This is a genomic window from Pseudomonas sp. BJP69 (assembly GCF_007633355.1).
Classification (GTDB): domain Bacteria; phylum Pseudomonadota; class Gammaproteobacteria; order Pseudomonadales; family Pseudomonadaceae; genus Aquipseudomonas; species Aquipseudomonas juntendi.
On sequence record NZ_CP041933.1, the window covers coordinates 570,067 to 592,437 of the forward strand.

Sequence of the window (22,371 nt, forward strand, 5' to 3'; positions counted from 1 at the left end):
GCAATTTCTGTCGTTTGCGAATTATTATCAATTGGGCGAGGGTGTGTCATGAGCGGTTTGAACAGTGTGGGGGGCCCGCGACGGGTGCGGGGCTGGCTGGTAGTAGGGCTGCTGGCGCCCTTTTCGGTGTCGGCACTGGCTGAAACGGTAGCGACGCAGGCGGCCGGTGGTGGCAACTCGCTCGACCTGCCGGCACTGACCATCGAGGGCAACCGCCTGTACGACATGCTGCCTTCGGAGCAAACCGGCGGCTACAGTGTCGATGCTGCAACCGTGGGCACCAAGACCCCGGCGGCGCTCAAGGACATCCCGCAGTCGATTACCGTGTACACCCAGGATTACGTCAAGGATCGCCAGTTCGTGCACCTGGATGACCTGGCCAAGTACACCGCCGGCCTGCGGACCCTGACCAACGACAGTGGCCGCTCATCCATCTATGCCCGTGGCTACGAGTACAGCGAGTTCAATATCGACGGGCTACCGGCGCCCATGGCCAGCATCTTCGGTACTGTGCCGTCGTTGGCAGCGTTCGACCGGGTCGAAATCATGCGCGGCCCGGCGGGGCTGTTCAGCAGCACCAGCGAGCTGGGCGGCATCGTGAACATGGTGCGCAAGCGCCCCACCGCCGAGTTCCAGGGCCACGTCGAAGGCAGCTATGGCACATGGGACACCAACCACGAAGAACTCGACCTGAGCGGGCCGCTGGACGATGCGGGTCGTGTGCGTGGGCGCTTCATCGCTTCGCGTGATGACACCAATGGCGAGGTCGACTACAACGCCAACACCAGCAATAGCTACTATGGTGCCCTGGACATCGACCTGAGCGACGCTACTGCCGTTTCGTTCGGCCTGATGCACGAAGTGAAGAACATCACCCCGCATAATGGCTACCCGGCCACCTTGTCGGGTGAGGTGCCCGACTTCAGCCATTCACGCTTCCTCGGGGCCGACTGGAACTACTTCGACGGCAAGACCACCGACCTGGTCGCCGAACTGACCCACCGCTTCGACAACGGCGGTTACGGCCGTATTGCCGCCCGTGGCTCCCACCGCGACACCCAGTACCTGTACGCCTTCACCGCCACCAACGCCACTACCGGTGGCAATTCCGAGCGTGCCAGCGCCCGCGATTTCACGCAGGACACCTACTCGCTGGACGCCAGCTACAGCCAGCCGTTCGAGACCTTCGGCCAGGTCAGCGAGTTCGTGGTCGGCAGCGACTACAAGAACTACGACACCGAGTACCTCAATGGCACGACCAACCTGGGCGCCATCAACGTCAACACCTACTCGCCAAAGCAGTTTGCCAAGCCGTCGCCCAACTACAGCACCGAAACCGGTATGCAGGAAGAGGAATATGGCCTGTACTCCAAGGTTACCTTCCGCCCCGTCGAGCGCCTGGCGCTGATCGCCGGTGGGCGTTTCAGCTGGTACCGCGGTGACTTCTACACCACCACCCTCGGCAGTGGCGCCAGCACCAACGACAGCAAGCGCGTCGACGGCCACTTCACCCCTTACGGCGGCGTGGTCTACGACCTCACCGACACCCACGCGCTGTACGCCAGTTATTCGCAGGTGTTCAAGCCGCAGTCAGCCACCGACAGCAGCGGCCGGGTGCTGAAGCCCCGGGAAGGCGAGCAGTATGAATTCGGCTTGAAAAGCAGCTACTTCGGGGGCGACCTGAACACGCGGTTGTCGGTATTCCGCCTGACCGACAAGCACCGTGCTACCACCCTGTACGACGCCGATGGCGTGGCGACCACCGACTCGGTAGCCGCCGGTAAAACCCGGGTCAAGGGCGCGGAAGTGGAAGTAAGCGGCAAGCTGACGCCGAACTGGGAACTGCTGGCCGGCTACACCTGGATGGAAACCGAAACTGTCAAGGGCGATGCCGAGACCACGTTCTTCATCATGCCGCGCAACCAGGCCTCACTGTGGAGCAAGTACACCATCAGCCAAGGCCCGTTGAACGGCCTGGCAATCGGGGGCGGTATTTCGGCGATGAGCAACTTTTACGCCGAGAACGGTGGCGTGCGCATCGATGCGCCAGGGTATGCCACGGTGGATGCGATGCTGTCGTACCCGGTCACTTCGCAGCTGACCGCCACATTCAACGTCAACAACCTGTTCGACCGCGATTACTTGTCGCGCGTGGGCTCGACGTCGACCTTCAACTTCTATGGGCCGTCGCGCAGCATGATGGTGGGCGCGCGCTATGACTTCTGAGGGTTGCTCTGGCTGAAAGCGCTCTGCCCGGGCGGGCAGGCGAGTATGCGGGGGCATTAAAAAGCCGGCTTGTGGCCGGCTTCTCGGGGACGCTTCCGACTAATTTATGGTAAGCCGCAATCGCCTTAACTGTGTGGCCATCAAGGGCCTGGAAGAGATGGCAGACACCCGTGTGAGATGTCGCCGAGCCCTCTGGACTGCGGCTTGCGCCGGTCGGGGCTGGATGTGCGGCGTAGCATACAAGGGCACGCTCTGGATGCCCAGCAAAAAATGGCACAGGGTGTTTCAACCGGGCCGCTGCTGGCGAAAATACGACCAGTGGAACACCCAACCAAGCACTTCCAGGCCCTGCGCCTGGCGCTGCGCCGGGGTATAGCGCTCAACCGCATAGTTGCGCCGGTCCTGGCTGTGCAGGTACAGCGTGCCATGTTGGCCGAGGCTGAGGGTATTCACCCGCAGCGCGCCGTTGTGCAGCAAGGCGTAGGTTTCGCCCTGGAACACCTGGGTCATGCTCACGTCGATCACCAGCACCGCCTCCTGCGGGATCAGCGGCAGCATGTTGCTGTCGGGCATCGTCACGCTGATTGCATCGTCGGCCCGAACCCCCAACCCCTGCAGCGCTTTTGCCGGCAGGCGCAGGTGTTTGCTGGCGACTGGGCTGAGCAGGCCGTCATGCAGTTCGTAGTACGGCACCTTGACCAGCCGGCCATGGTCCACCAGCAGCGGGGACGGCGCAGGCGTGTGCAACTTTCGCGGCCGGGCGTTGCGCAGGATCGGGCTGGGGTGCTTGGGCCCTTCGCCCGTGTGCAGCCAGCGGCGATGCACACAGAACAGGTCTGCCATTTCGTCCAGCCGTGCCAGGGGCACGCCGCGCTTGACCCAATTGTTGACGTGCTGCGGTGTGACGCCGCGTTGGGCAGCGAAATCGGAAGGGGTAAGGCCGCATTCGTGAAGCAGGGCCCTGAGGCGGTCACCGGAGGTCTTCATGCCAGCGAGTGTAGCGGCGCGGTGCCAGCAAGGATATCAACTTGATGTTGACGGGGCTTGTATGAAAAGTGGCTGGTTGTAGGGCACAGCTGTAGGGCTGTGTAGGAGTATTCGCCGAGTACAGCGATTGGCCATAAAAAAACCCCGCCATGGCGGGGTTCTTCCTGCAACCGGTATCAGCCCTTGTAGGCAGCGACCGATTTGGTGATCGCGGCACGGGCAGCGTCAGCGCCTTCCCAGCCTTCGATCTTGACCCACTTGCCCTTCTCGAGGTCTTTGTAGTTGGCAAAGAAGTGCTCGATCTGCTGAATCAGCAGGGCTGGCAGGTCGGTGTATTCCTTCACGTCGACGTACAGCTGCGACAGCTTGTCGTGAGGAACCGCGATGACCTTGGCGTCGCCGCCGCCGTCGTCGGTCATGTTCAGTACGCCAACCGGGCGGGCGCGGATAACCGAGCCTGGGGCGACCGGGTACGGGGTAACGACCAGCACGTCGAGTGGATCACCGTCGTCCGCCAGGGTGTTCGGGATGAAGCCGTAGTTGGCTGGGTAGAACATCGGGGTAGCCATGAAGCGGTCGACGAACAGCGTGTCGCTGTCCTTGTCGATCTCGTATTTGATCGGCGCGTGGTTGGCCGGGATCTCGATGGCGACGTAGATGTCGTTCGGCAGGTCTTTGCCCGCCGGAATCTTGCTGTAGCTCATTGGGCAGTGCCCCCGTGTTTGACCAAAAAAGTGGCGGCGATTATAGGCACATTCTGCCGGGGCATGCCACGCCTGGCCTGATGTGCGGCCGCGTCAGGCGTGGCTTTCGCGGTAGTCGGGGTGCTCGGCCTGAAGCCGGCGCAGGCGCGCCAGCGGGTCTTGCCGGTAGAACAGCGCCAACTGCTGATAGACCAATGGATAGGCCTGATGGAGCAGGTCGGGGGCACTAAAGAAGTATTCGCTGGTGACGGCAAAAAACTCGGCGGGGTTCTCTGCCGCATAGGGGTCGATGGCGGTTTCGGCGTCGGGGTTGGCATCGAGCTGGCGGTTGAGGTCGTCGTAGGCCTGTTGCATGGCGGTGGCCCACTCGGCCACGGGCATGCCGCTGTGCAGCGGCGGCAGGCCGTTGGCATCGCCATTGAGCATGTCGAGCTTGTGCGCCAGTTCGTGGATGACCAGGTTGTAGGCCTCCCAGCCGCCACTGGCCAGTACGCCGTTCCAGGCCAGGATGATCGGGCCCTGCTGCCAGGCCTCGCCACTGTGCTCGCCGTCCCACACGTGCTCCACGCCACTGGCATCGCGGTGGCGCTGCGGGCTCTTGAAGTCGTCTGGGTATAGCACGATTTCGTGAAAGCCCTGGTACCAGTTCAGTTCGCCCAGGTGCAGCAGTGGCAGTTGCGCCTGGGCGGCGAGCAGCAGCCGCTGCTGGTCGCCCAGTTCAACGCCCGGCAGGCACGTGAGGTGCTTGTCGAGCAGGAACAGGATGCAGGCTTCGCGCAGCCAGTGGTCTTCTTCGTCGGTGATGCCGTCCAGCATCGGCAGGCTCTCGCGAACGGCCTGCCATTGCTGTGGCGTGATCGGGTAGCGTGCCAAGGCCCGCTTGCGCCGCCAGGCGCGGAACGACCACATGCTGGCCGGTCAGTGCGCCTTGGCTGCGCGGCCCAGGCGGGTACGCAGCAGGCCGAGGATCATTGGTACCAACGACAGGATGATGATGCCCACCACCATCAGCGACAGGTGTTGCTTGATGAACGGCACGTTACCGAAGAAGTAGCCCAAGGTGACCAGGCCACCTACCCACAGCAACGAGCCGGCCACGCTGAAGCCCAGGAAGCGCGGGTAATGCATGTGGGCAATACCGGCCACGAACGGGGCGAAGGTGCGCAGAATGGGCAGGAAGCGCGCCATGGTCACGGTCTTGCCGCCGTGGCGCTCGTAGAAGTCGTGGGTCCGCTGCAGGTAATCGCGACGGAAGATCTTCGAATTGGGGTTGTTGAACAAACGTTCGCCTGCCGTGCGCCCGATCACGTAGTTGGTGCTGTCGCCCATGATTGCAGCAGCCATCAGCAGGCCGGCCAGCAAGACCGGGTCCATGCCGCCCCCTGCGGCTACGGCGCCGGCGATGAACAGCAACGAATCGCCCGGCAGGAAGGGCATCACCACCAGCCCGGTTTCACAGAAGATCACGGTAAACAGGATGGCGTAGATCCAGGGGCCGTAATTGGTGACCAGCAAATCGAGGTAGGCATCGAGATGCAGGATAAGGTCGAGCGGGTTGAAATCCATGTACAGCACCTGTGTTCTTGGGCGTAGGCTCGGTTTACCGGCGGATGGGTAAATTTTCACACATGACAGGCGTGCCATTATACGGCTAAGTGACGATCATGCCCGGGGAGTTTGTAGCGGGGGGTTACTGCACGCGGTAGTGCCGTATCCGCCCCTGGGCGGGCTTGCCCGCGCAGGGGCGGACGCAGGTCAATCCTGATTGATGGGCAGAATGTAGCTCTTGAACTCGGTATCTTCACGAAAACCGATGGACTCGTAGGTCTTGTGCGCCGTGTCATTGTTGCTGCTTGTGGACACCCGCATGCGCACGGCGTTGGTGTCCTTGGCCATTTTCTTCGCTTCGCGCATCAGGTGGTCGGCTACCAGCATGCGCCGGGAGTCTTCGGCCACGTAGATATCGTTGAGGATCCATACCCGCTTCAGCGACAGCGACGAGTAGCTCGGGTACAGCTGGCAGAAGCCCAGCAGCTTGTTGTCGTCATCATCGGGGAGCGCCAGGTAGATCACCGATTCGTCCCGCTGCAGGCGTTTTTCCAGGAAGCTGCGCGAGCTGTCGGGGTAGGGCAGTTGCCCATAGAATTCACGGTATTTGACGAACATAGGCGTCAACAGGTCGAGGTGTTCCAGTTTTGCCTTGATGATGCGCATGTGCGGCCCTCAGAGTCCATTAGGGAAAACAGCGGATTGCCAGCAGCTTCGAGGGCATGCTGCCCCAAGCCCGGTCCGCGGCGCAATCCGCTTTGCATGACAGGGTGTTCAGCCCTCGCCAAGCAGGAAGTTGCCTCGCTGCGCGGGGCCATGTTCGCTGTCGATGCTATGGACCTCGGCTTCGTCCTTCAGATTCACCCCCGACAGCTGGCGCCGGCAGGCTTCACGCATCAGGTACAGCAGGCGGTGTGCGGCCATGCCATAACTCAAGCCCTCCAGGCGCACGTTGGAAATGCAGTTGCGGTAGGCATCGGTCAGGCCGACCTTTGGCGCATAGGTGAAATACAGCCCCAGGCTGTCGGGCGAACTGAGCCCGGGCCGCTCGCCGATCAGCATTACTGTCATGCGAGCGCCCAGCAGTTCACCCACCTCATCGGCTACTGCCACGCGGCCCTGCTGCACCAGCACCACCGGTGCGCTGGTCCAGCCGTCGGCGGCGGCCTGTTCCTCGAACCGGCTCAGCAACGGCAAGGTATGCCGGTGCACGGCAAGCGCCGATAGGCCATCGGCAACCACGATGGCCAGGTCGACCCCGCCTGGGTTGGCCTGGGCGTGCTGGCGCAGGGTGGCGACCGATGCTTCGTTCAGGCGCCGGCCCAGGTCGGGCCGTTGCAGATATTCGTGGCGGTCGCTGGCGGCGCTGTGCAGCACCAGGCTTTCCCGGCCGCGTTCAGCCAGCTGGGTAGCCAGGCCAGCGTGGTCGAACGCCAGGTGCACGGCATCACGGGCCTGGGCATGGGCGAACTGGAAGTCCAGTTGCGCCCCGGTCGGCAGGCTGGTACCGCTGCGGCCCAGGGCGATACGCGCCGGGGTCAGCGTGCGCAGGGCCAGCCAAGGGTTTTCAGGGGTAGGGGTGCGATGGTCCATGGTGATCCCTATGCAAGCTGTGCCAAGGCCTGGCGGAAGGCCGGCGGCAGGTTGTCACCGAAGCGCACCCGGCCATCGGCCTGGGTGAAGATGCCGGTGTGGGCCAGCCATGCCTCGAATTCCGGCCCGGGCTTCAGGCCCAGGGTCTGGCGCGCGTAGAGCGCGTCGTGGAACGAGGTGGTCTGGTAGTTGAGCATGATGTCGTCGGAGCCGGGGATACCCATGATGAAGTTGATCCCGGCGACACCCAGCAGGGTCAGCAGGGTGTCCATGTCGTCCTGGTCGGCCTCGGCGTGGTTGGTGTAGCAGATGTCGCAGCCCATCGGCACGCCCAGCAACTTGCCGCAGAAGTGGTCTTCGAGCCCGGCGCGGATGATCTGCTTGCCGTTGTACAGGTACTCCGGGCCAATGAAACCGACCACGGTGTTGACCAGGAACGGCTTGAAGTGGCGGGCCACGGCATAGGCGCGGGTTTCGCAGGTTTGCTGGTCGACCCCGTGGTGGGCATTGGCCGACAGCGCACTGCCCTGGCCGGTTTCGAAGTACATCAGGTTCTGCCCCAGGGTGCCGCGCTTGAGCGAAAGGCCGGCTTCGTAACCCTCCTGCAGCACGTTCAGGTTGATGCCGAAGCCGGCATTGGCCGCTTCGGTACCGGCGATGGACTGGAACACCAGGTCCAGCGGCACGCCGCGGTTGATCGCTTCGATGGAGGTGGTGACGTGGGTCAGCACGCAGGACTGGGTGGGTATGTCGTAGCGCTGGATGATGGCATCGAGCATTTCCAGCAGGGCGCAGATCGAGGCAATGCTGTCGGTTGCCGGGTTGATGCCGATCATGGCATCGCCGTTGCCGTACAACAGGCCGTCGAGAATGCTGGCGGCAATGCCGGCCGGCTCGTCGGTCGGGTGGTTGGGCTGCAGGCGGGTCGACAGGCGCCCGCGCAGGCCCATGGTGCCGCGAAAACGGGTGACCACACGGATTTTTTGCGCCACCAGCACCAAGTCCTGCACGCGCATGATCTTCGATACCGCCGCCGCCATTTCCGGGGTCAGCCCTGGCGCCAGGGCGCGCAGGCTGTCCTCGTTGGCCTCTTCACTCAGCAACCAGTCACGCAGGCCGCCGACGGTGAGGTGGCTGACCGGCGCAAATGCCTGGGCATCATGGCTGTCGATGATCAGCCGGGTGACCTCGTCGGCTTCGTAGGGGATCAGGGCTTCGTTGAGAAAATGCGTCAGCGGGATATTGGCCAAGGCCATCTGCGCGGCTACGCGCTCGCCGTCGTTGCTTGCCGCAACGCCTGCCAGGTAGTCCCCGGAGCGCGCCGGGCTGGCCTTGGCCATGACATCCTTGAGGCTGTCGAAGCGGTAGACCAGGTGGCCGACCGTGTGTACGAAACTTGCCATACAGAATCTCCAGAGCCGCGGGTTGCCCCGCGGCGGGTGGCGCCGGTCAGTGCAGAGCCTCTTCGGCCTGCTGGATCGCGGCGAATTCCTCTTCCGGGGTGCCCGCTACCAGGTGGTGGCGGCTGTAGAAAGCAAAGTAGGCAATTAATACCGCATAGATCACTGCGGCGCCAATCACCACGCGCGGGTCCACCAGGAAACCGGCGACCACGGCGATGCACGCCAGCACCAGGGCCAGGCCGGAGGTGAAGATGCCGCCAGGGGTACGGTACGGGCGCTCCATCTTCGGCCGGCGGATGCGCAGGGTGATATGCGCGGCCATCATCAGCACGTACGACAGCGTAGCGCCGAATACCGCGACCAGGATCAGCAGGTCGCCCTGGCCTGTCAGCGACAGCGCAAAACCGATGATGCCAGGAATGACCAGGGCCATGACCGGCGCCTTGCTCTTGTTGGTTTCCGACAGCTTGCGCGGCAGGTAGCCGGCGCGGGACAGGGCGAAAATCTGCCGGGAATAGGCGTAGATGATCGAGAAGAAGCTGGCGATCAGGCCGGCCAGGCCGACCAGGTTGACGAAGCTGCCCATCCAGGTAGCGCCGCCGTAGGCTTTGGCCAATGCTTCGACCAGGGGGTTGCCGGAAGCTTTCAGCGCCTCGGAACCCGCGCCGCCAGGGCCGACCACCAGGATCAGCAGGGCAAAGGCCAGCAGCACCAGCATGGCGCCGATCAGGCCGCGTGGCAGGTCACGCTTGGGGTTCTTGGTTTCTTCGGCGGCCAGCGGCACGCCTTCGACGGCGAGGAAGAACCAGATGGCATACGGGATCGCCGCCCATACCCCGACATAGCCGAACGGCAGGAAGCTGCTGGCGCCGACAGCGTCCGTTTTGGCGATGTCGAACAGGTTGGCTGCATCGAAATGGGGCACCATGGCCACCAGGAACACCGCCAGGGCAATGGCGGCGATGGCCGTGATGATGAACATCAACTTCAGTGCTTCGCCCACCCCGAAGATGTGGATGCCGATGAACACCACGTAGAACGCCAGGTAGATCATCCAGCCGCCAATGCCGAACAACGACTGGCAGTAGGCGCCGATGAAGGTCGCGATGGCGGCGGGGGCGATCGCGTATTCGATGAGGATCGCCGTGCCGGTAAGGAAACCGCCCCAGGGGCCGAAGGCGCTGCGGGCAAAGCCGTAGCCACCGCCAGCGGTCGGGATCATCGAGGAAAGCTCGGCCAGCGAGAAGCACATGCACAAGTACATGGTGGCCATCAGCAGGGTCGCGAGGAACATGCCGCCCCAGCCACCTTGGGCCAGGCCGAAGTTCCAGCCGGCGTAGTCGCCGGAAATGACATAGGCCACCCCCAGGCCGACCAGCAGCACCCAGCCGGCCGCGCCTTTTTTCAATTCACGTTGCTGGAAATAGTCCGAACCGACCTTCTCGAAGTCGACGGAAGAGCCTGCCGGCGAGCCGGCGGATTGATCGCTTGGCATAGTTTCACCTGTTGTTTTTCTTGGTGGGCGGAAGGGATCCGCGCCGATGGTGATGGGTACTGCAGGAAGCGAGCCAGGGAGCTGCAAGACTGAAGCTGCAAGCTGCAAGAGAAAAGCGAGTCGGCGGGCGATTCGCTTTATTCTTGCGGCTTGAAGCTTGAAGCTTGCAGCTAGTTGCTTAGAAGAAGCCCAACGGGTTGATGTCGTAGCTCACCAGCAGGTTCTTGGTCTGCTGGTAGTGGTCGAGCATCATCTTGTGGGTTTCACGCCCAACCCCGGACTTCTTGTAGCCACCGAACGCGGCATGCGCCGGGTACAGGTGGTAGCAATTGGTCCATACACGGCCAGCCTTGATCCCGCGGCCCATGCGGTAAGCGCGGTTGATGTCGCGGGTCCACACGCCGGCGCCCAGGCCGAACTCGGTGTCGTTGGCAATCGCCAGCGCTTCGGCTTCGTCCTTGAAGGTGGTGACGCTGACCACCGGGCCGAAGATTTCCTCCTGGAACACGCGCATGCGGTTGTTGCCCTTGAGCAGGGTCGGCTGGATGTAGTAACCGGTGGCCAGCGAGCCTTCGAGTTTTTCAACCTTGCCACCGGTCAGCAGCTCGGCACCTTCCTGCTGGGCGATCTCGAGGTACGAGAGGATCTTCTCGAACTGCTGCTGCGAGGCCTGTGCGCCAACCATGGTGTCGGTGTCCAGAGGGTCGCCGCGCTTGATCTGCAGCACCTTCTTCATCACCACTTCCATGAACTGCGGGTAGATCGACTCCTGCACCAGCGCGCGGGATGGGCAGGTGCACACTTCGCCCTGGTTGAAGAAAGCCAGCACCATGCCTTCGGCCGCTTTCTCGATGAAGCTCGGCTCGGCTTGCATGATGTCTTCGAAGTACACGTTCGGCGACTTGCCGCCCAGTTCCACGGTAGACGGGATGATGTTTTCGGCGGCGCATTTCATGATGTGCGAGCCAACCGGGGTAGAGCCGGTGAAGGCAATCTTGGCGATGCGCTTGCTGGTCGCCAGCGCTTCACCTGCTTCGCGGCCATAGCCCTGCACCACGTTGAGCACGCCTTTGGGCAGCAGGTCACCGATCACTTCCAGCAGCACGGTGATGCCCAGCGGGGTCTGTTCGGCCGGCTTGAGCACCACGCAGTTGCCAGCGGCCAGGGCCGGTGCAAGCTTCCAGGCGGCCATCAGGATCGGGAAGTTCCACGGGATGATCTGCCCGACCACGCCCAGCGGTTCGTGGATGTGGTAGGCCACGGTGCCTTCGTTGATTTCGGCGGCGCCACCTTCTTGTGCACGAATGCAGCCAGCGAAATAGCGGAAGTGATCGACCGCCAGCGGAATGTCGGCATTCAGGGTTTCGCGGATCGGTTTGCCGTTGTCCCAGGTTTCGGTAATGGCCAGCAGTTCGAGGTTCTGCTCGATGCGGTCGGCGATTTTCAACAGCACATTGGAGCGGTCCTGCACCGAGGTGCGGCCCCAGGCGTCGGCGGCAGCGTGGGCAGCGTCCAGTGCCTTGTCGATGTCTTCGGCAGTTGAGCGGGGGAATTCGGCAATCGGCTGGCCGTTCACCGGGGACGTGTTGGTGAAGTATTCACCCTTTACCGGAGGAACGAACTCACCACCGATGTAGTTACCGTAGCGGTTCTTGAAGGAAACCTTCGCGCCTTCGGTACCGGGATGTGCGTAACGCATGGTGTGTCTCCTGGCTATTGTGTTTGTTAGGGAGTTGGAAAGCGTAGAGCAAAGGTTAGGCCAGCATGGGCGGCACCCGTAAAATCAATGGCTTGGGCGGATGTGGCGGGCACTTGGCAGCCAGCCTGTGCCGGTTGCGGTACGCCTGGGGGTGACATTTTGTGCCGTTCACGACACGTCACCCGTGGGTGCATTGCAATGCCTTCGCCGGTGGAGGATGCTGGTGGCACGCTCTATCTGCGGAGAACTACAACAATGCAGAGCAATCACTTCAGCCGCCATGCCCGGCAGGTCCACACTGTGGCCCATGGTGGTGCTGGCGAGGGCGTCAGCGACCCCTCCATTGCCCGCTCCTGGCTGCGTTGCCTGGAGGACTACCACCTCGACCCAACGGTGATCGAGGCGCCGGTGGTGCTCGAGCACGGGCGCTTGCTGGAAAGCCGCGAGCGCTTGCGCCAGGTGCTGCAGATCGCCGACCACGAAATGAACAGCCTGCACCAGCAGCTCTCCGGGGCCGGCCATGCGGTGTTGCTGACCGATGCCCGCGGGGTGATCCTCAATTGCGTCAGCGCGGCCAGCGAGCGGCGCAGCTTCGAGCATGCCGGGCTGTGGCTGGGCGCCGACTGGAGCGAGGCGCGTGAAGGCACCAATGGCATCGGCACCTGCCTGGTCGAGCGCCAGGCGCTGACCATCCACCAGAACGAGCACTTCCGCGGCCGCCACACCGGGCTTACGTGCTCGGCCAGCCCGGTGTTCGACCCCCATGGCGAGTTGCTGGCGGTGCTCGACGTCTCCTCGGCACGCCCCGACGTTTCACGACAAAGCCAGTTCCATACCATGGCCTTGGTCAACCTGTCGGCCAAGATGATCGAAAGCTGCTACTTCCTGCGCCATTTCGAGCAGCAGTGGCTGCTGCGTTTTCACCTGCAGGCGGAGTCGGTTGGCCTGTTCAGCGAGGGCCTGCTGGCCTTCGACGGTGATGGCCGGATCTGCGCGGCCAACCAGAGCGCCCTGAACCTGCTGGGCAGCGTACGCAGTGGTGTGCTGGGCCAGCCGTTGGAGCGGTTTTTTGCCTGCAGCCACGATGAGCTGTTCGGCCGCGCCACGCCCGGGGGCAGCACGGCCTGGCCGCTGCGCACCCTGGACGGCCGCCAGGTGTTCGCCAGCCTGCGCGGGCAGGCGCGCGCGCCTGTATGGTCGGTGCCCGTGGCCCAGCCGCGGCCCACGCGTGTTGCAGAGCCGCTGGTATGCCTGCTCGACCCGGCGTTGCAGAATGATTTCCGCCGCAGTGTGCGGGTGTTCGAGCGCGATGTGCCACTGCTGCTGCGCGGCGAGACCGGCTGCGGCAAAGAGGCCTTTGCCCAGGCCGTGCACCAGGCCAGTGAGCGCCGCAGCCAACCCTTCGTGGCCATCAACTGTGCCTCGATCCCTGAAAGCCTGATCGAGAGCGAGCTGTTCGGCTACCGCGGTGGCAGCTTCACCGGTGCGCGCAAGGAAGGCATGCGCGGCAAGCTGTTGCAAGCCGATGGTGGCACCTTGCTGTTGGACGAGATCGGTGACATGCCCCTGGCCCTGCAGACACGCCTGCTGCGCGTGCTGGAGGAGCGTCAGGTAGTGCCGATCGGCGGCGAGCCACAGGCAGTCGACGTGCGCATTGTCAGCGCTACCCACCGTGACCTGCTGCAGCGGGTCGAGCAGGGCACTTTCCGTGAAGACCTGTATTACCGCCTCAATGGCCTGGAAGTGGCATTGCCGGCCGTACGCGAGCGCAGTGACAAGGCGCAGTTGCTGGACTTCCTGCTGCGCCAGGAGGCGCAGGGCCAACTGATCGACATCGAACCGAGGGCGCGCCAGGCGCTGCTGGACTTCGCCTGGCCGGGCAACGTGCGGCAGATGCGCAACGTGCTGCGTACCCTGGTGGCGCTTTGCGAAGGTGCCCGCATCATTTTCCCGGATCTCCCTGCCATTGTGCGCAGCCACACCGGGTCTGTGGGAGCGGGCGCGCCCGCGAAACCGCCTGCCCAGTCGACACAAGGCGAGGGCGTTGCCCCGGTTCGCGGGCTCGCCCGCTCCCACAGGTCCGACAATGGACCAGGTGAGGGTACCGAGGTGTTGCAGGACGCAGAACGGCAAGCGCTCATTGAGGTGCTGCAGGCAAAACACTGGCACCTCACCCGTGTCGCCGAACACTTGGGCATCAGCCGCAATACCTTGTATCGAAAACTGCGCAAACACGGCATCACCCGGGGCGACTGAGCGAAACAGCGGGTGCGATTTGTCGCGCCCTGGGCTACCCTGCCTCGATGTTTTGCGAGGTCGACCATGCATATTCACATTCTCGGTATTTGCGGCACTTTCATGGGCTCGCTGGCAGTGCTGGCCAAGGAGCTTGGCCATCGCGTGACCGGTTCGGACGCCAACGTCTACCCGCCGATGAGCACGCAGCTCGAAGCCCAGGGCATCGAGCTGACCCAAGGCTACGACCCGGCTCAACTGGAGCCGGCACCCGACCTGGTGGTGATCGGCAACGCCATGTCGCGCGGCAACCCGGCGGTTGAGTACGTGCTGAACAAGGGCCTGCCTTATGTTTCCGGCCCGCAGTGGCTGGCCGACCACGTGCTGCAAGGCCGTTGGGTGCTGGCCGTGGCCGGTACCCACGGCAAGACCACCACCAGCAGCATGCTGGCCTGGGTGCTGGAGCACGCCGGCATGAGCCCGGGCTTCCTGATTGGCGGTGTACCGCAGAACTTCTCGGTGTCGGCCCGCCTGGGGGCTACGCCGTTCTTCGTGGTCGAAGCCGACGAGTACGACAGTGCCTTCTTCGACAAGCGTTCAAAGTTCGTGCACTACCACCCGCGCACTGCGATCCTCAACAACCTCGAGTTCGATCACGCAGACATTTTCCCGGACCTGGCCTCGATCGAGCGGCAGTTCCACCACCTGGTGCGCACCATCCCCAGCGAAGGCCTGGTCATCCACCCGACCACCGAACAAGCGCTGGAGCGGGTCATCGGCATGGGCTGCTGGACGCCGGTACACACCACGGGTGAAGGTGGCCAGTGGCAGGCCCGCCTGCTCAGCGCCGATGGCTCGCGTTTCGAAGTGCTGTTCGAGGGCCAGGCGCAAGGCGTGGTGGACTGGGCGCTGACCGGTCAGCACAACGTCGCCAACGCCCTGGCTACCCTGGCAGCCGCTCGCCATGTAGGCGTGGTGCCGGCCATGGGCATCGAGGGCCTCTGCGCCTTCAAGAGCGTCAAGCGGCGCATGGAGAAGGTTGCCGAAGTACAGGGCGTGACCATCTACGATGACTTCGCTCACCATCCGACTGCCATCGCTACCACCCTCGACGGCCTGCGCAAGCGCGTTGGCGAGGCGTCGGTGATCGCGGTAATCGAACCGCGCTCCAACTCGATGAAGTTGGGTGCACACCGCGATGGCCTGCCAGAAAGCGTCAACGACGCCGACCAGGTGATCTGGTACGCGCCGGCCAACCTGGGCTGGGACCTCGCTGCGACTGCTGCGCAGTGCAAGGTACCGAGTGTGGTTGCCGACAGCCTCGAAGCGATCATCGAACGCATCAAGGGCCAGGCCCGCCCGGGCACCCACGTGGTGATCATGAGCAACGGCGGCTTCGGCGGCCTGCATGGCAAGCTGGCCGAGGCGCTGAAGTGAACGGGCCGGAACGCGTTACCCTGGCCATGACGGGCGCTTCAGGCGCCCAGTACGGCCTGCGCCTGCTCGATTGCCTGGTGCGCGAGGACCGCGAGGTGCATTTTCTGATCTCCAAGGCGGCGCAACTGGTAATGGCCACCGAGACCGATGTGCTGCTGCCGGCCAAGCCCCAGGCGATGCAGGCCTTCCTCACCGAATACACCGGTGCTGCCGATGGGCAGATCCGCGTGTATGGCAAGGAAGACTGGATGTCGCCAGTGGCCTCGGGCTCGGGCGCGCCAGCAGCGATGGTGGTGGTGCCGTGTTCCACCGGCACCTTGTCGGCGATTGCCACCGGGGCCTGCAACAACCTGATCGAGCGCGCAGCCGACGTGACCCTCAAGGAGCGCCGCCAGTTGATTCTGGTGCCCCGCGAAGCGCCATTCTCCACCATTCACCTGGAGAACATGCTCAAGTTGTCGCAGATGGGCGCGGTGATTCTGCCGGCGGCGCCGGGCTTCTATCACCAGCCGCAAACCATCGACGACCTGGTCGACTTCGTTGTGGCGCGTGTTCTCAACCTGCTGAACATTCCCCAGGACATGCTGCCGCGTTGGGGCGAGCACCACTTCGGGGTGGATGATTGAAACGGGCGCTGGCCGGCTTGCTGGCGCTGGGGGTGCTCAGTGGTTGTGCCACGGTGCGCACGCTGGATGCCAACAAGCCGGGGGCGCCGGTGGTGTATGCCGGCACCCGCCTGGATTTGTATGTGATCAATGGTGGTTGCTGCCCGCAGGATCGCTATGGGGCTGAAGCGCCGGCTTATCCGGGGCTGGACCTGCCAGGGAGCATGCTGCTTGATACCCTGTTGCTGCCGTTGTCCTTGCTGACTGCTGCCGGTGTAGGCTTCCAGGCCACAGGGGGGCTGTGAGGAATTGCACGGTCCTGTGGTGTGGGAGCGGCCTTGCGTCGCGAATGGGCCGCAAAGCGGCCCCAGCCATGTTTGTGCTAAAGCTGAAATCCGGGGGGCCGCTGCGCGGCCCATTCGCGACGCAAGGCCGCTCCCACAGGTAGCGTGCAATGCTTGCGGCTTACTTCTTGCCCAACCTGCGCAGTTCATCCGACTCCACGATCCGCACCCCGTCTTCTTCCTCGAGGGCCAGGCGCCATAGCGCACGGGCCAGGGTGCAGGCCTCGATCCCCCGGTATTTCCCTGGTATCAGCCGGGACAACGGTGAAACCAACTGCTCTGCCAGCCGCGGCTTGATGCGCTCGCCCAGCAGCAGAGACGGCCGCACGATGGTCAGTTGCGGCCAATCCTGCGCTTTGAGCGCCTCTTCCATCTCGCCCTTCACCCGATTGTAGAAAATCGATGACTTCGGGTCGGCGCCCAAGGCACTGACCACCAGCAAATGCCGTGCGCCCATTTCCCGGGCCCGTTTGCTGAACGCCACCACCATGTCCAGGTCCACCGCGCGGAACGCCGACTCGGAGCCGGCCTGTTTGAGGGTGGTGCCCAGGCAGCAATAGGCAACGTCGACCCTGCCGGCCAGCTGCGGCAGGAACACTGCCGGGTCACCCACCGGGTTTTCCAGGTGCGGATGTTCGGCCAACGGCCGGCGGGTCGGGGCCAGCACGCGGGTGATGGTGGGCTCGTTGAGCAGGCGGTCGAGCAGGTGTTCACCGGTGAGGCCGGTGGCACCGGCAAGCAGGACATGCTGAGGCGTCAAGTACATGATGTCTCTCCCTTGTTACACCCAAGTCTAGTGGTTGCCCGGGTTTTTTGCCTGTGCGCCCACTTTGGCCTGGGTCGTGTTGCGCAATGCTTCTTCGGCCTGTTGCCGGCGCAGTTGCTGCCAATGCTCAAGCACCGCCGGCGGCGCCCACAACTGAGGCTCAGAGGCGTCGAAACCTTCCCTTTGTTCCCTTTCGGCAACACTGCCGCGTGCCAGTTCAAACGCCTGTTTCAGGTCGTCGGTCTGGTTCAGGGCCTGGGCGAACAGGGCTTCGCCAAAGTAGGTGAAATCAGCTTCCTCCGAGCAACCGAAGGAGACACGGTCGGCGCGTGCGGCAGTCATGATCAGGGTACGCTCATCTTTCAGCGGGGCGATATACCCCCCTGAATAGCAGGCCGAGATGACAATGACCTTGTCGCGATCCTTCAGCGGCGCAAGGGCCGTTGCCAGCTCGTCGGCGGACAAGTCGGCCAGTTGCAGGCGGGGTTGGTCGAGCACCAGCTGGTGGTCTGCGCTGCCGTGGCTGGTGAGGTAGATGAACACCAGGTCTTCCGGGCCGCTGCGCTCGGCCAGGGTGCGGGCGGCACGGGTGAGGTTCTCGCGGGTTGCCATGGGGCGGTTGGCCAGGTGGTCGCGGTGGTTGACCAGGGTCACCTGGCCGCGGGCGCCAAAGCGTACCTTGAGCATGTTGCTGACGTAGTCGGCTTCACGCAGGAACACACTCTGTTGGCCATCACCGCCCACCACCAGGCTGTACAGCTGAATCGGCGGGGCCGAGCGCGGCACTGCGGCCAGCGCCTGTTGCAGTAGCCGACCCTGGTTCAGCAGGGCGAGGTCAAGCGGGTCGGGCAGCAGCGTGCCATGCTGGTCGCGCACGCGCACCCCATTGGCCCACACGCCGCTTTCGACCTTGCCGTTGGGCAGGATCAGGCGCCCCTTGCCGTTGTAGGCATCGTTCAGAAAGCCGCCTACGTACTGGCTGCCGTCGGCCAGTTGCAAGCTGCCTTGGCCAGACAGCCGCCAGTCGGCGAACGTGCCTTTGTAATGGCTGCCGTCGCTGCCCAGCAATTCACCTTCGCCGATCAGCGAGCCGTCCTTGAATTGGCCGATCCAAACATCGCCATCGGCACTCTCGTAGCGGCCACGGCCTTCAATACGGTTGTCCTTGAACTCGCCGATGTACTGCTCGCCATCGACGCTGTCGTAGGTGCCGCTGCCTTGCAGTTGGCCATTGCTGAAATGGCCGCTGAACCGGTTACCGCTGGCGTCGCTGCGCACCCCAGCACCGTTGGGCTTGCCCTTGGCGAACAGGCCCTGGTAACGGCTGCCGTCGGCCAGCACCAGCTCGCCGGCGCCGTCGTACAGGTCGTCCTTGAATTGGCCGCGGTAGGTTTGGTCGGCTTGCTTGAGGGTGCCTTCGCCATCGCGGCGGCCGTGCTTGAACGTGCCGGCATAGTGGCTGCCCGGTGTGGTCAGGTCGCCCAGCCCCTCGAACAGCCCTGCGGCGAACTGGCCGCGGTACACCTCGCCGTTCTGGCCGTGCCATTCGCCCTGGCCATGCCACTGGCCGTCCTTGAAGGTGCCGGCATACCAGCTGCCGTTGGGATAGTCGATTCGCCCCTCACCCTGCAGCAGGCCATCGACCACCTGGCCCCGGTAGCGCCCACCGTCGGGCAGGCGGGCATCCGGGGGCAGCAACGATTCGCCATCGCCACAGGCGGCGAGCAGCAGGACCAGGGTAATGGGGAGCAGTGGACGCATGGCGAGAACCGGGCAAAAGGTCTGCCGATTATGACGCAGAATGGGATCCTGAAACAGCGAGCGCCTGCGCTGATGCACATCCCTGTAGGAGCGGCCTTGCGTCGCGATGGGCCGCGCAGCGGCCCCACGATTTCAGCTTCGCTGCAGATATCGCCGGGGCCGCTTCGCGCCCCATCGCGACACAAGGCCGCTCCTACAGGCTTTGTGCCGCTTGTGGGCCTATACCTGTCTTAAAAGCTGGCGCAACCCCTGTGGGAGCGGGCGTGCCCGCGAACACCGGCGAAGCCGGTGCCACAGGTTGAGGTGCAATCAATGCCCGCCTGGTGACACGATGATCTTCACGTTTTCCTCCTTGTTGTTCACCAGTTCCTCAAACCCCAGTTCGACAATCTGCTCCAGCCCGATCCGCCCGGTCACCAGCGGGCGAATGTCCAGCCGCCCGTCTGCAATGAAGGCAATGACATCGGCAAATTCGCCGTTGTACGCCAATGCCCCCAGCACCTGCTTCTCGGTGGATACCAGTTCGAAGAAGTTGAATTCGCTGGGCTCTTCAAAAATGCCTACCAGCACGCACTTGCCGGCCTTACGGATGGTGTCGATGGCCAGTTTGGCCGTGTGCTTGTTGCCGATGCACTCGAAGCTCACATCCGCCCCCAGGCCGCCGGTAAGCGCGCGAATCTCTGCCAGGGCATCGCACTGGCTCGGGTCGAGCACCACGCTGGCGCCGACTTCCCTGGCCTTGGCCTTGCGCGCAGATGACATTTCCAGCGCAATTACCTGCGCCGCACCGGCTGCCTTGGCGCACATGATGGTGCACAGGCCGATGGTGCCGGCGCCCACCACCACCACGGTCTGGCCCAGCAAGCTGCCGGCCTTCTTCACCGCATGCATGCCCACCGCCAGCGGCTCGATCAGCGCGCCAGCCTCTGCCGGAAAGCCCTGCGGCAAGCGGTACAGCAGGTTCGCCGGCACATTGACCCACTCGGCGAAGGCGCCGTTGTTCATCAGGCCGGTGAAGGCCAGGCGTTCACAGATGTTGTACAGGCCACGGGTACAGTAGTAGCAGGTGCCGCAATGCTGGCAGGCGTCTGCAGCCACCGGGTCACCGACGGCAAAGCCTTCGACGCCTTCACCCAGTTTGGCGATCTGACCACAGAATTCGTGGCCGAGGATGCACTGGCCCTGGATGCCGGTCAGCGGGTGCGGCGCCTCGACCGGGATGAATACCGGCCCGGCGACGTACTCATGCAGGTCGGAGCCGCAAATGCCGCACCAGTCGACCTTGATCTGCACCCAGCCCGGCGCCGGGTCGGCTGGCAGGGGGACCTGTTCTACGCGAATGTCGTTGCGGCCATGCCATACGGCAGCGCGCATGTGAGTGTGGCTCAAGTCATTCATGGTTGTTCTCCAGGCTCACGGAATAGGTTCAGTGCTTGCGCAGGAATGCGAGCAATTGCTGGTTGACCTGGTCGGCCGCCTCCATCTGCACCATATGGCCGGCTTCGGGCAGCACCAGTACTTCGGCCTCCAACCCTTCGGCATGGCTGGCCGGGATGATCGCGTCCTTGCCGCCCCACACCACCAGCGCCGGGTGCTGCCCCAGCACGCCACGCAGGTCGTGGCGTTGGCGGTCGCCTTCGGCCAGTGCCGCAGCCAATTGCTGCAGGGCCTGGTCAACGCCTTCCAGGCGCTTGAACCTGAGCATGTCTTCCAGCATCTGCCGGGTGACCAGCGCCGGGTCGGCGAACAGCTGCACCATCTGTGGCTTCAGGGCATTGCGGTTGGCTGCGCTGACGAAGCCTTGCAGGTATTGCCCGTTGATCGCTTCACCCAGGCCGGCACTGGCCACCAGGCTCAGGCTGGCCACCCGCTGCGGTGCCAGGCGCGCCAGGTTCAGGCTGACTGCACCGCCCATCGAATGCCCCCCCAGGTGCGCCTTGGCAATGCCCAGGTGGTCAAGCAGGGCCAGCACGCTCTCGCTCAGTTCATCCAGATCGCCGCGCTGCAGGGCCTTGGCCGACTCGCCATGCCCCGGCAGATCAAGGGCGATCACTCGCCGCTCGGCCGCCAGCGCCGGGTGGTTGAACAGCCAGTTGTTAAGGTCGCCGCCAAAGCCGTGCACCAGCACCAACGGCGTGCCGCCTTCACCCAGCTCGAACCAGCGCAGCAGGCGGCCGCCCACTTCAGCCTTTTGCGGGGCTGGGCCCTGGGCTTGGTCGGCGCCGCCTTCGGCGACGAACTCGGCCTGGAAGCGCTGCACCACGGCATCGATCTCGGCCTCTTCGGCTTCGCCTTCCACCACCACGGCCAGCAGTGCGCCCACCGGCAGGGTTTCATCCGGCCTGGCCACCTGGCGGCGCAGCACACCGCTGAACGGGGCCTCGACACTGCTGCTGATCTTGTCGGTCTCGACGTCCAGCACCTCGTCGCCTTTGGTGATCGGGTCGCCTTCCTGCTTGAGCCAGGTGTCTACCCGGCCCTCGGTCATCGACAGGCCCCACTTGGGCATGGTCAGGGTATGGATCTGGCTCATGCGGCACTCCTTGCAGCTTCGATCACTTTGCGCACGGCGGCCTCGATCTTCGCCGCGTCAGGGATGTACAGGTCTTCCAGGGCGTCGGAGAACGGCACCGGGGTGTGCGGTGCGGTGACCATCTCGATCGGGCCCTTGAGCGCAGCGAAAGCCTTCTGCGCCACCAGGGCACTGATATCGGTGGCCATCGAGCAGCGCGGGTTGGCTTCGTCGATGACTACCAGGCGGCCGGTTTTTTCCACGCTTTCCAGAATGCTGGCTTCGTCCAGCGGGCTGGTGGTGCGCAGGTCCAGTACTTCGCAGTCGATGCCCTGGCGGGCCAGGTTGTTGGCGGCCTCCAGGGCTACATGCACCATGCGCCCGTAGGTGACCAGGGTCACGTCATCGCCATCACGCAGGAAGTTGGCTTCGCCGAAGGGGACCGTGTACACCTCTTCCGGCACCTCGCCCTGCATGCTGTAGAGCAGCTTGTGCTCGCAGAAGATCACCGGGTCGTTGTCGCGGATCGCCTGAATCAATAGCCCCTTGGCGTCGTAGGGCGAGGATGGGCACACCACCTTCAGGCCTGGAATGTGCGTCCACAGCGAGGTGAGCATTTGCGAATGCTGGGCCGCTGCGCGCAGGCCTGCGCCGTACATGGTGCGCATCACCAGCGGGGTGACTGCCTTGCCGCCGAACATGTAGCGAAACTTGGCGGCCTGGTTGAGTATCTGGTCCAGGCAGCAGCCGGCGAAGTCCACGAACATCAGCTCGCACACCGGGCGCAGGCCCTGGGTGGCGGCACCGACCGCCGCGCCGACGTAGCCGATTTCCGACAGGGGAGCGTCCAGTACCCGGCCCGGGAATTGGTGGTACAGGCCCTTGGTCACGCCCAGCACGCCACCCCAGGCGTCTTCCTCACCGGGCGCCCCGGCACCGCCGGCAACGTCCTCGCCAATGATGAACACACTGTCGTCGCGGCGCATTTCCTGGGCCAGTGCTTCGTTGATGGCCTGCTGGTAGCTGATCTTTCTTGCCATGGTGGTTCTCCTGTTG

General features: G+C 64.0%; 19 protein-coding genes. 5 read left to right on the forward strand and 14 right to left on the reverse strand.

The annotated features are described in order from the left end of the window. Positions 1 to 48 precede the first annotated feature (48 nt). Positions 49 to 2,226, forward strand: a complete 2,178-nt coding sequence (locus FPB55_RS02715) for a TonB-dependent siderophore receptor (RefSeq protein WP_144187481.1) — start codon at positions 49 to 51, stop codon at positions 2,224 to 2,226. A gap of 285 nt (positions 2,227 to 2,511) precedes the next feature. On the opposite strand, the gene FPB55_RS02720 is transcribed toward FPB55_RS02715, so the two are convergent. The 9 genes from FPB55_RS02720 to FPB55_RS02760 form a co-directional block, all read right to left on the reverse strand. Beyond that, positions 2,512 to 3,213 (reverse strand): XRE family transcriptional regulator, encoded by a 702-nt coding sequence (locus FPB55_RS02720; RefSeq protein ID WP_047149803.1) that lies wholly within the window; start codon positions 3,211 to 3,213, stop codon positions 2,512 to 2,514. Between the two features lie 176 nt (positions 3,214 to 3,389). After that, positions 3,390 to 3,917, reverse strand: a complete 528-nt coding sequence (ppa, locus tag FPB55_RS02725; RefSeq protein WP_003255365.1) for an inorganic diphosphatase — start codon at positions 3,915 to 3,917, stop codon at positions 3,390 to 3,392. A 93-nt stretch (positions 3,918 to 4,010) separates the two neighbouring features. Then, positions 4,011 to 4,826, reverse strand: coding sequence for a zinc-dependent peptidase (locus tag FPB55_RS02730; protein WP_115293321.1), 816 nt, complete (start codon positions 4,824 to 4,826; stop codon positions 4,011 to 4,013). Positions 4,827 to 4,835: 9 nt separating this feature from the next. After that, the gene (locus FPB55_RS02735; RefSeq protein WP_009685738.1) at positions 4,836 to 5,483 is read right to left on the reverse strand and encodes a DedA family protein; all 648 of its coding nucleotides are present in this window, start codon (positions 5,481 to 5,483) and stop codon (positions 4,836 to 4,838) included. A 189-nt stretch (positions 5,484 to 5,672) separates the two neighbouring features. Further along, entirely contained in the window at positions 5,673 to 6,131 is a 459-nt protein-coding gene (locus FPB55_RS02740) for a GNAT family N-acetyltransferase (protein WP_009685739.1), read from the reverse strand. Between the two features lie 108 nt (positions 6,132 to 6,239). After that, a complete protein-coding gene (gene eutC, locus FPB55_RS02745) occupies positions 6,240 to 7,058 on the reverse strand; it encodes an ethanolamine ammonia-lyase subunit EutC (RefSeq protein ID WP_009685740.1) in 819 nt (272 codons plus the stop codon). Between the two features lie 8 nt (positions 7,059 to 7,066). Further along, positions 7,067 to 8,461, reverse strand: coding sequence for an ethanolamine ammonia-lyase subunit EutB (locus tag FPB55_RS02750; protein ID WP_009685741.1), 1,395 nt, complete (start codon positions 8,459 to 8,461; stop codon positions 7,067 to 7,069). A gap of 46 nt (positions 8,462 to 8,507) precedes the next feature. Beyond that, positions 8,508 to 9,956, reverse strand: a complete 1,449-nt coding sequence (eat, locus tag FPB55_RS02755; protein ID WP_009685742.1) for an ethanolamine permease — start codon at positions 9,954 to 9,956, stop codon at positions 8,508 to 8,510. 178 nt (positions 9,957 to 10,134) lie between these two features. Further along, the gene (locus tag FPB55_RS02760) at positions 10,135 to 11,655 is read right to left on the reverse strand and encodes an aldehyde dehydrogenase family protein (RefSeq protein ID WP_009685743.1); all 1,521 of its coding nucleotides are present in this window, start codon (positions 11,653 to 11,655) and stop codon (positions 10,135 to 10,137) included. A 255-nt stretch (positions 11,656 to 11,910) separates the two neighbouring features. Here FPB55_RS02760 and FPB55_RS02765 point away from each other — a divergent pair, with 255 nt between their 5' ends. From FPB55_RS02765 to FPB55_RS02780, 4 genes are all read left to right on the forward strand, one after another. Continuing rightward, entirely contained in the window at positions 11,911 to 13,911 is a 2,001-nt protein-coding gene (locus FPB55_RS02765; protein WP_144187483.1) for a sigma-54-dependent Fis family transcriptional regulator, read from the forward strand. Between the two features lie 66 nt (positions 13,912 to 13,977). Further along, entirely contained in the window at positions 13,978 to 15,327 is a 1,350-nt protein-coding gene (gene mpl, locus FPB55_RS02770) for a UDP-N-acetylmuramate:L-alanyl-gamma-D-glutamyl-meso-diaminopimelate ligase (RefSeq protein ID WP_144187485.1), read from the forward strand. Continuing rightward, on the forward strand, positions 15,324 to 15,953 hold the full coding sequence (gene ubiX, locus FPB55_RS02775; RefSeq protein WP_029886945.1) for a flavin prenyltransferase UbiX: 630 nt from the start codon (positions 15,324 to 15,326) through the stop codon (positions 15,951 to 15,953). Before mpl ends, ubiX begins: the two co-directional genes overlap by 4 nt. Then, positions 15,950 to 16,237, forward strand: coding sequence for a YceK/YidQ family lipoprotein (locus FPB55_RS02780; protein ID WP_144187487.1), 288 nt, complete (start codon positions 15,950 to 15,952; stop codon positions 16,235 to 16,237). The genes ubiX and FPB55_RS02780 overlap by 4 nt, the downstream gene beginning before the upstream one ends. Positions 16,238 to 16,397: 160 nt before the next feature. On the opposite strand, the gene FPB55_RS02785 is transcribed toward FPB55_RS02780, so the two are convergent. The 5 genes from FPB55_RS02785 to FPB55_RS02805 all read right to left on the reverse strand — a co-directional run bounded on the left by FPB55_RS02785 (position 16,398) and on the right by FPB55_RS02805 (position 22,355). Then, a complete protein-coding gene (locus tag FPB55_RS02785) occupies positions 16,398 to 17,042 on the reverse strand; it encodes an oxidoreductase (protein ID WP_054913724.1) in 645 nt (214 codons plus the stop codon). A 27-nt stretch (positions 17,043 to 17,069) separates the two neighbouring features. Continuing rightward, on the reverse strand, positions 17,070 to 18,803 hold the full coding sequence (locus FPB55_RS02790) for a C13 family peptidase (protein ID WP_054904354.1): 1,734 nt from the start codon (positions 18,801 to 18,803) through the stop codon (positions 17,070 to 17,072). A 309-nt stretch (positions 18,804 to 19,112) separates the two neighbouring features. After that, the gene (locus FPB55_RS02795; protein ID WP_232961674.1) at positions 19,113 to 20,177 is read right to left on the reverse strand and encodes a 2,3-butanediol dehydrogenase; all 1,065 of its coding nucleotides are present in this window, start codon (positions 20,175 to 20,177) and stop codon (positions 19,113 to 19,115) included. A 52-nt stretch (positions 20,178 to 20,229) separates the two neighbouring features. Further along, a complete protein-coding gene (locus tag FPB55_RS02800; RefSeq protein WP_009685755.1) occupies positions 20,230 to 21,336 on the reverse strand; it encodes an acetoin dehydrogenase dihydrolipoyllysine-residue acetyltransferase subunit in 1,107 nt (368 codons plus the stop codon). Beyond that, positions 21,333 to 22,355 carry an alpha-ketoacid dehydrogenase subunit beta gene (locus FPB55_RS02805; RefSeq protein ID WP_029886939.1) on the reverse strand — a complete coding sequence of 341 codons (1,023 nt, stop codon included), beginning with the start codon at positions 22,353 to 22,355 and terminating at the stop codon, positions 21,333 to 21,335. The genes FPB55_RS02800 and FPB55_RS02805 overlap by 4 nt, the downstream gene beginning before the upstream one ends. Positions 22,356 to 22,371: the final 16 nt, after the last annotated feature.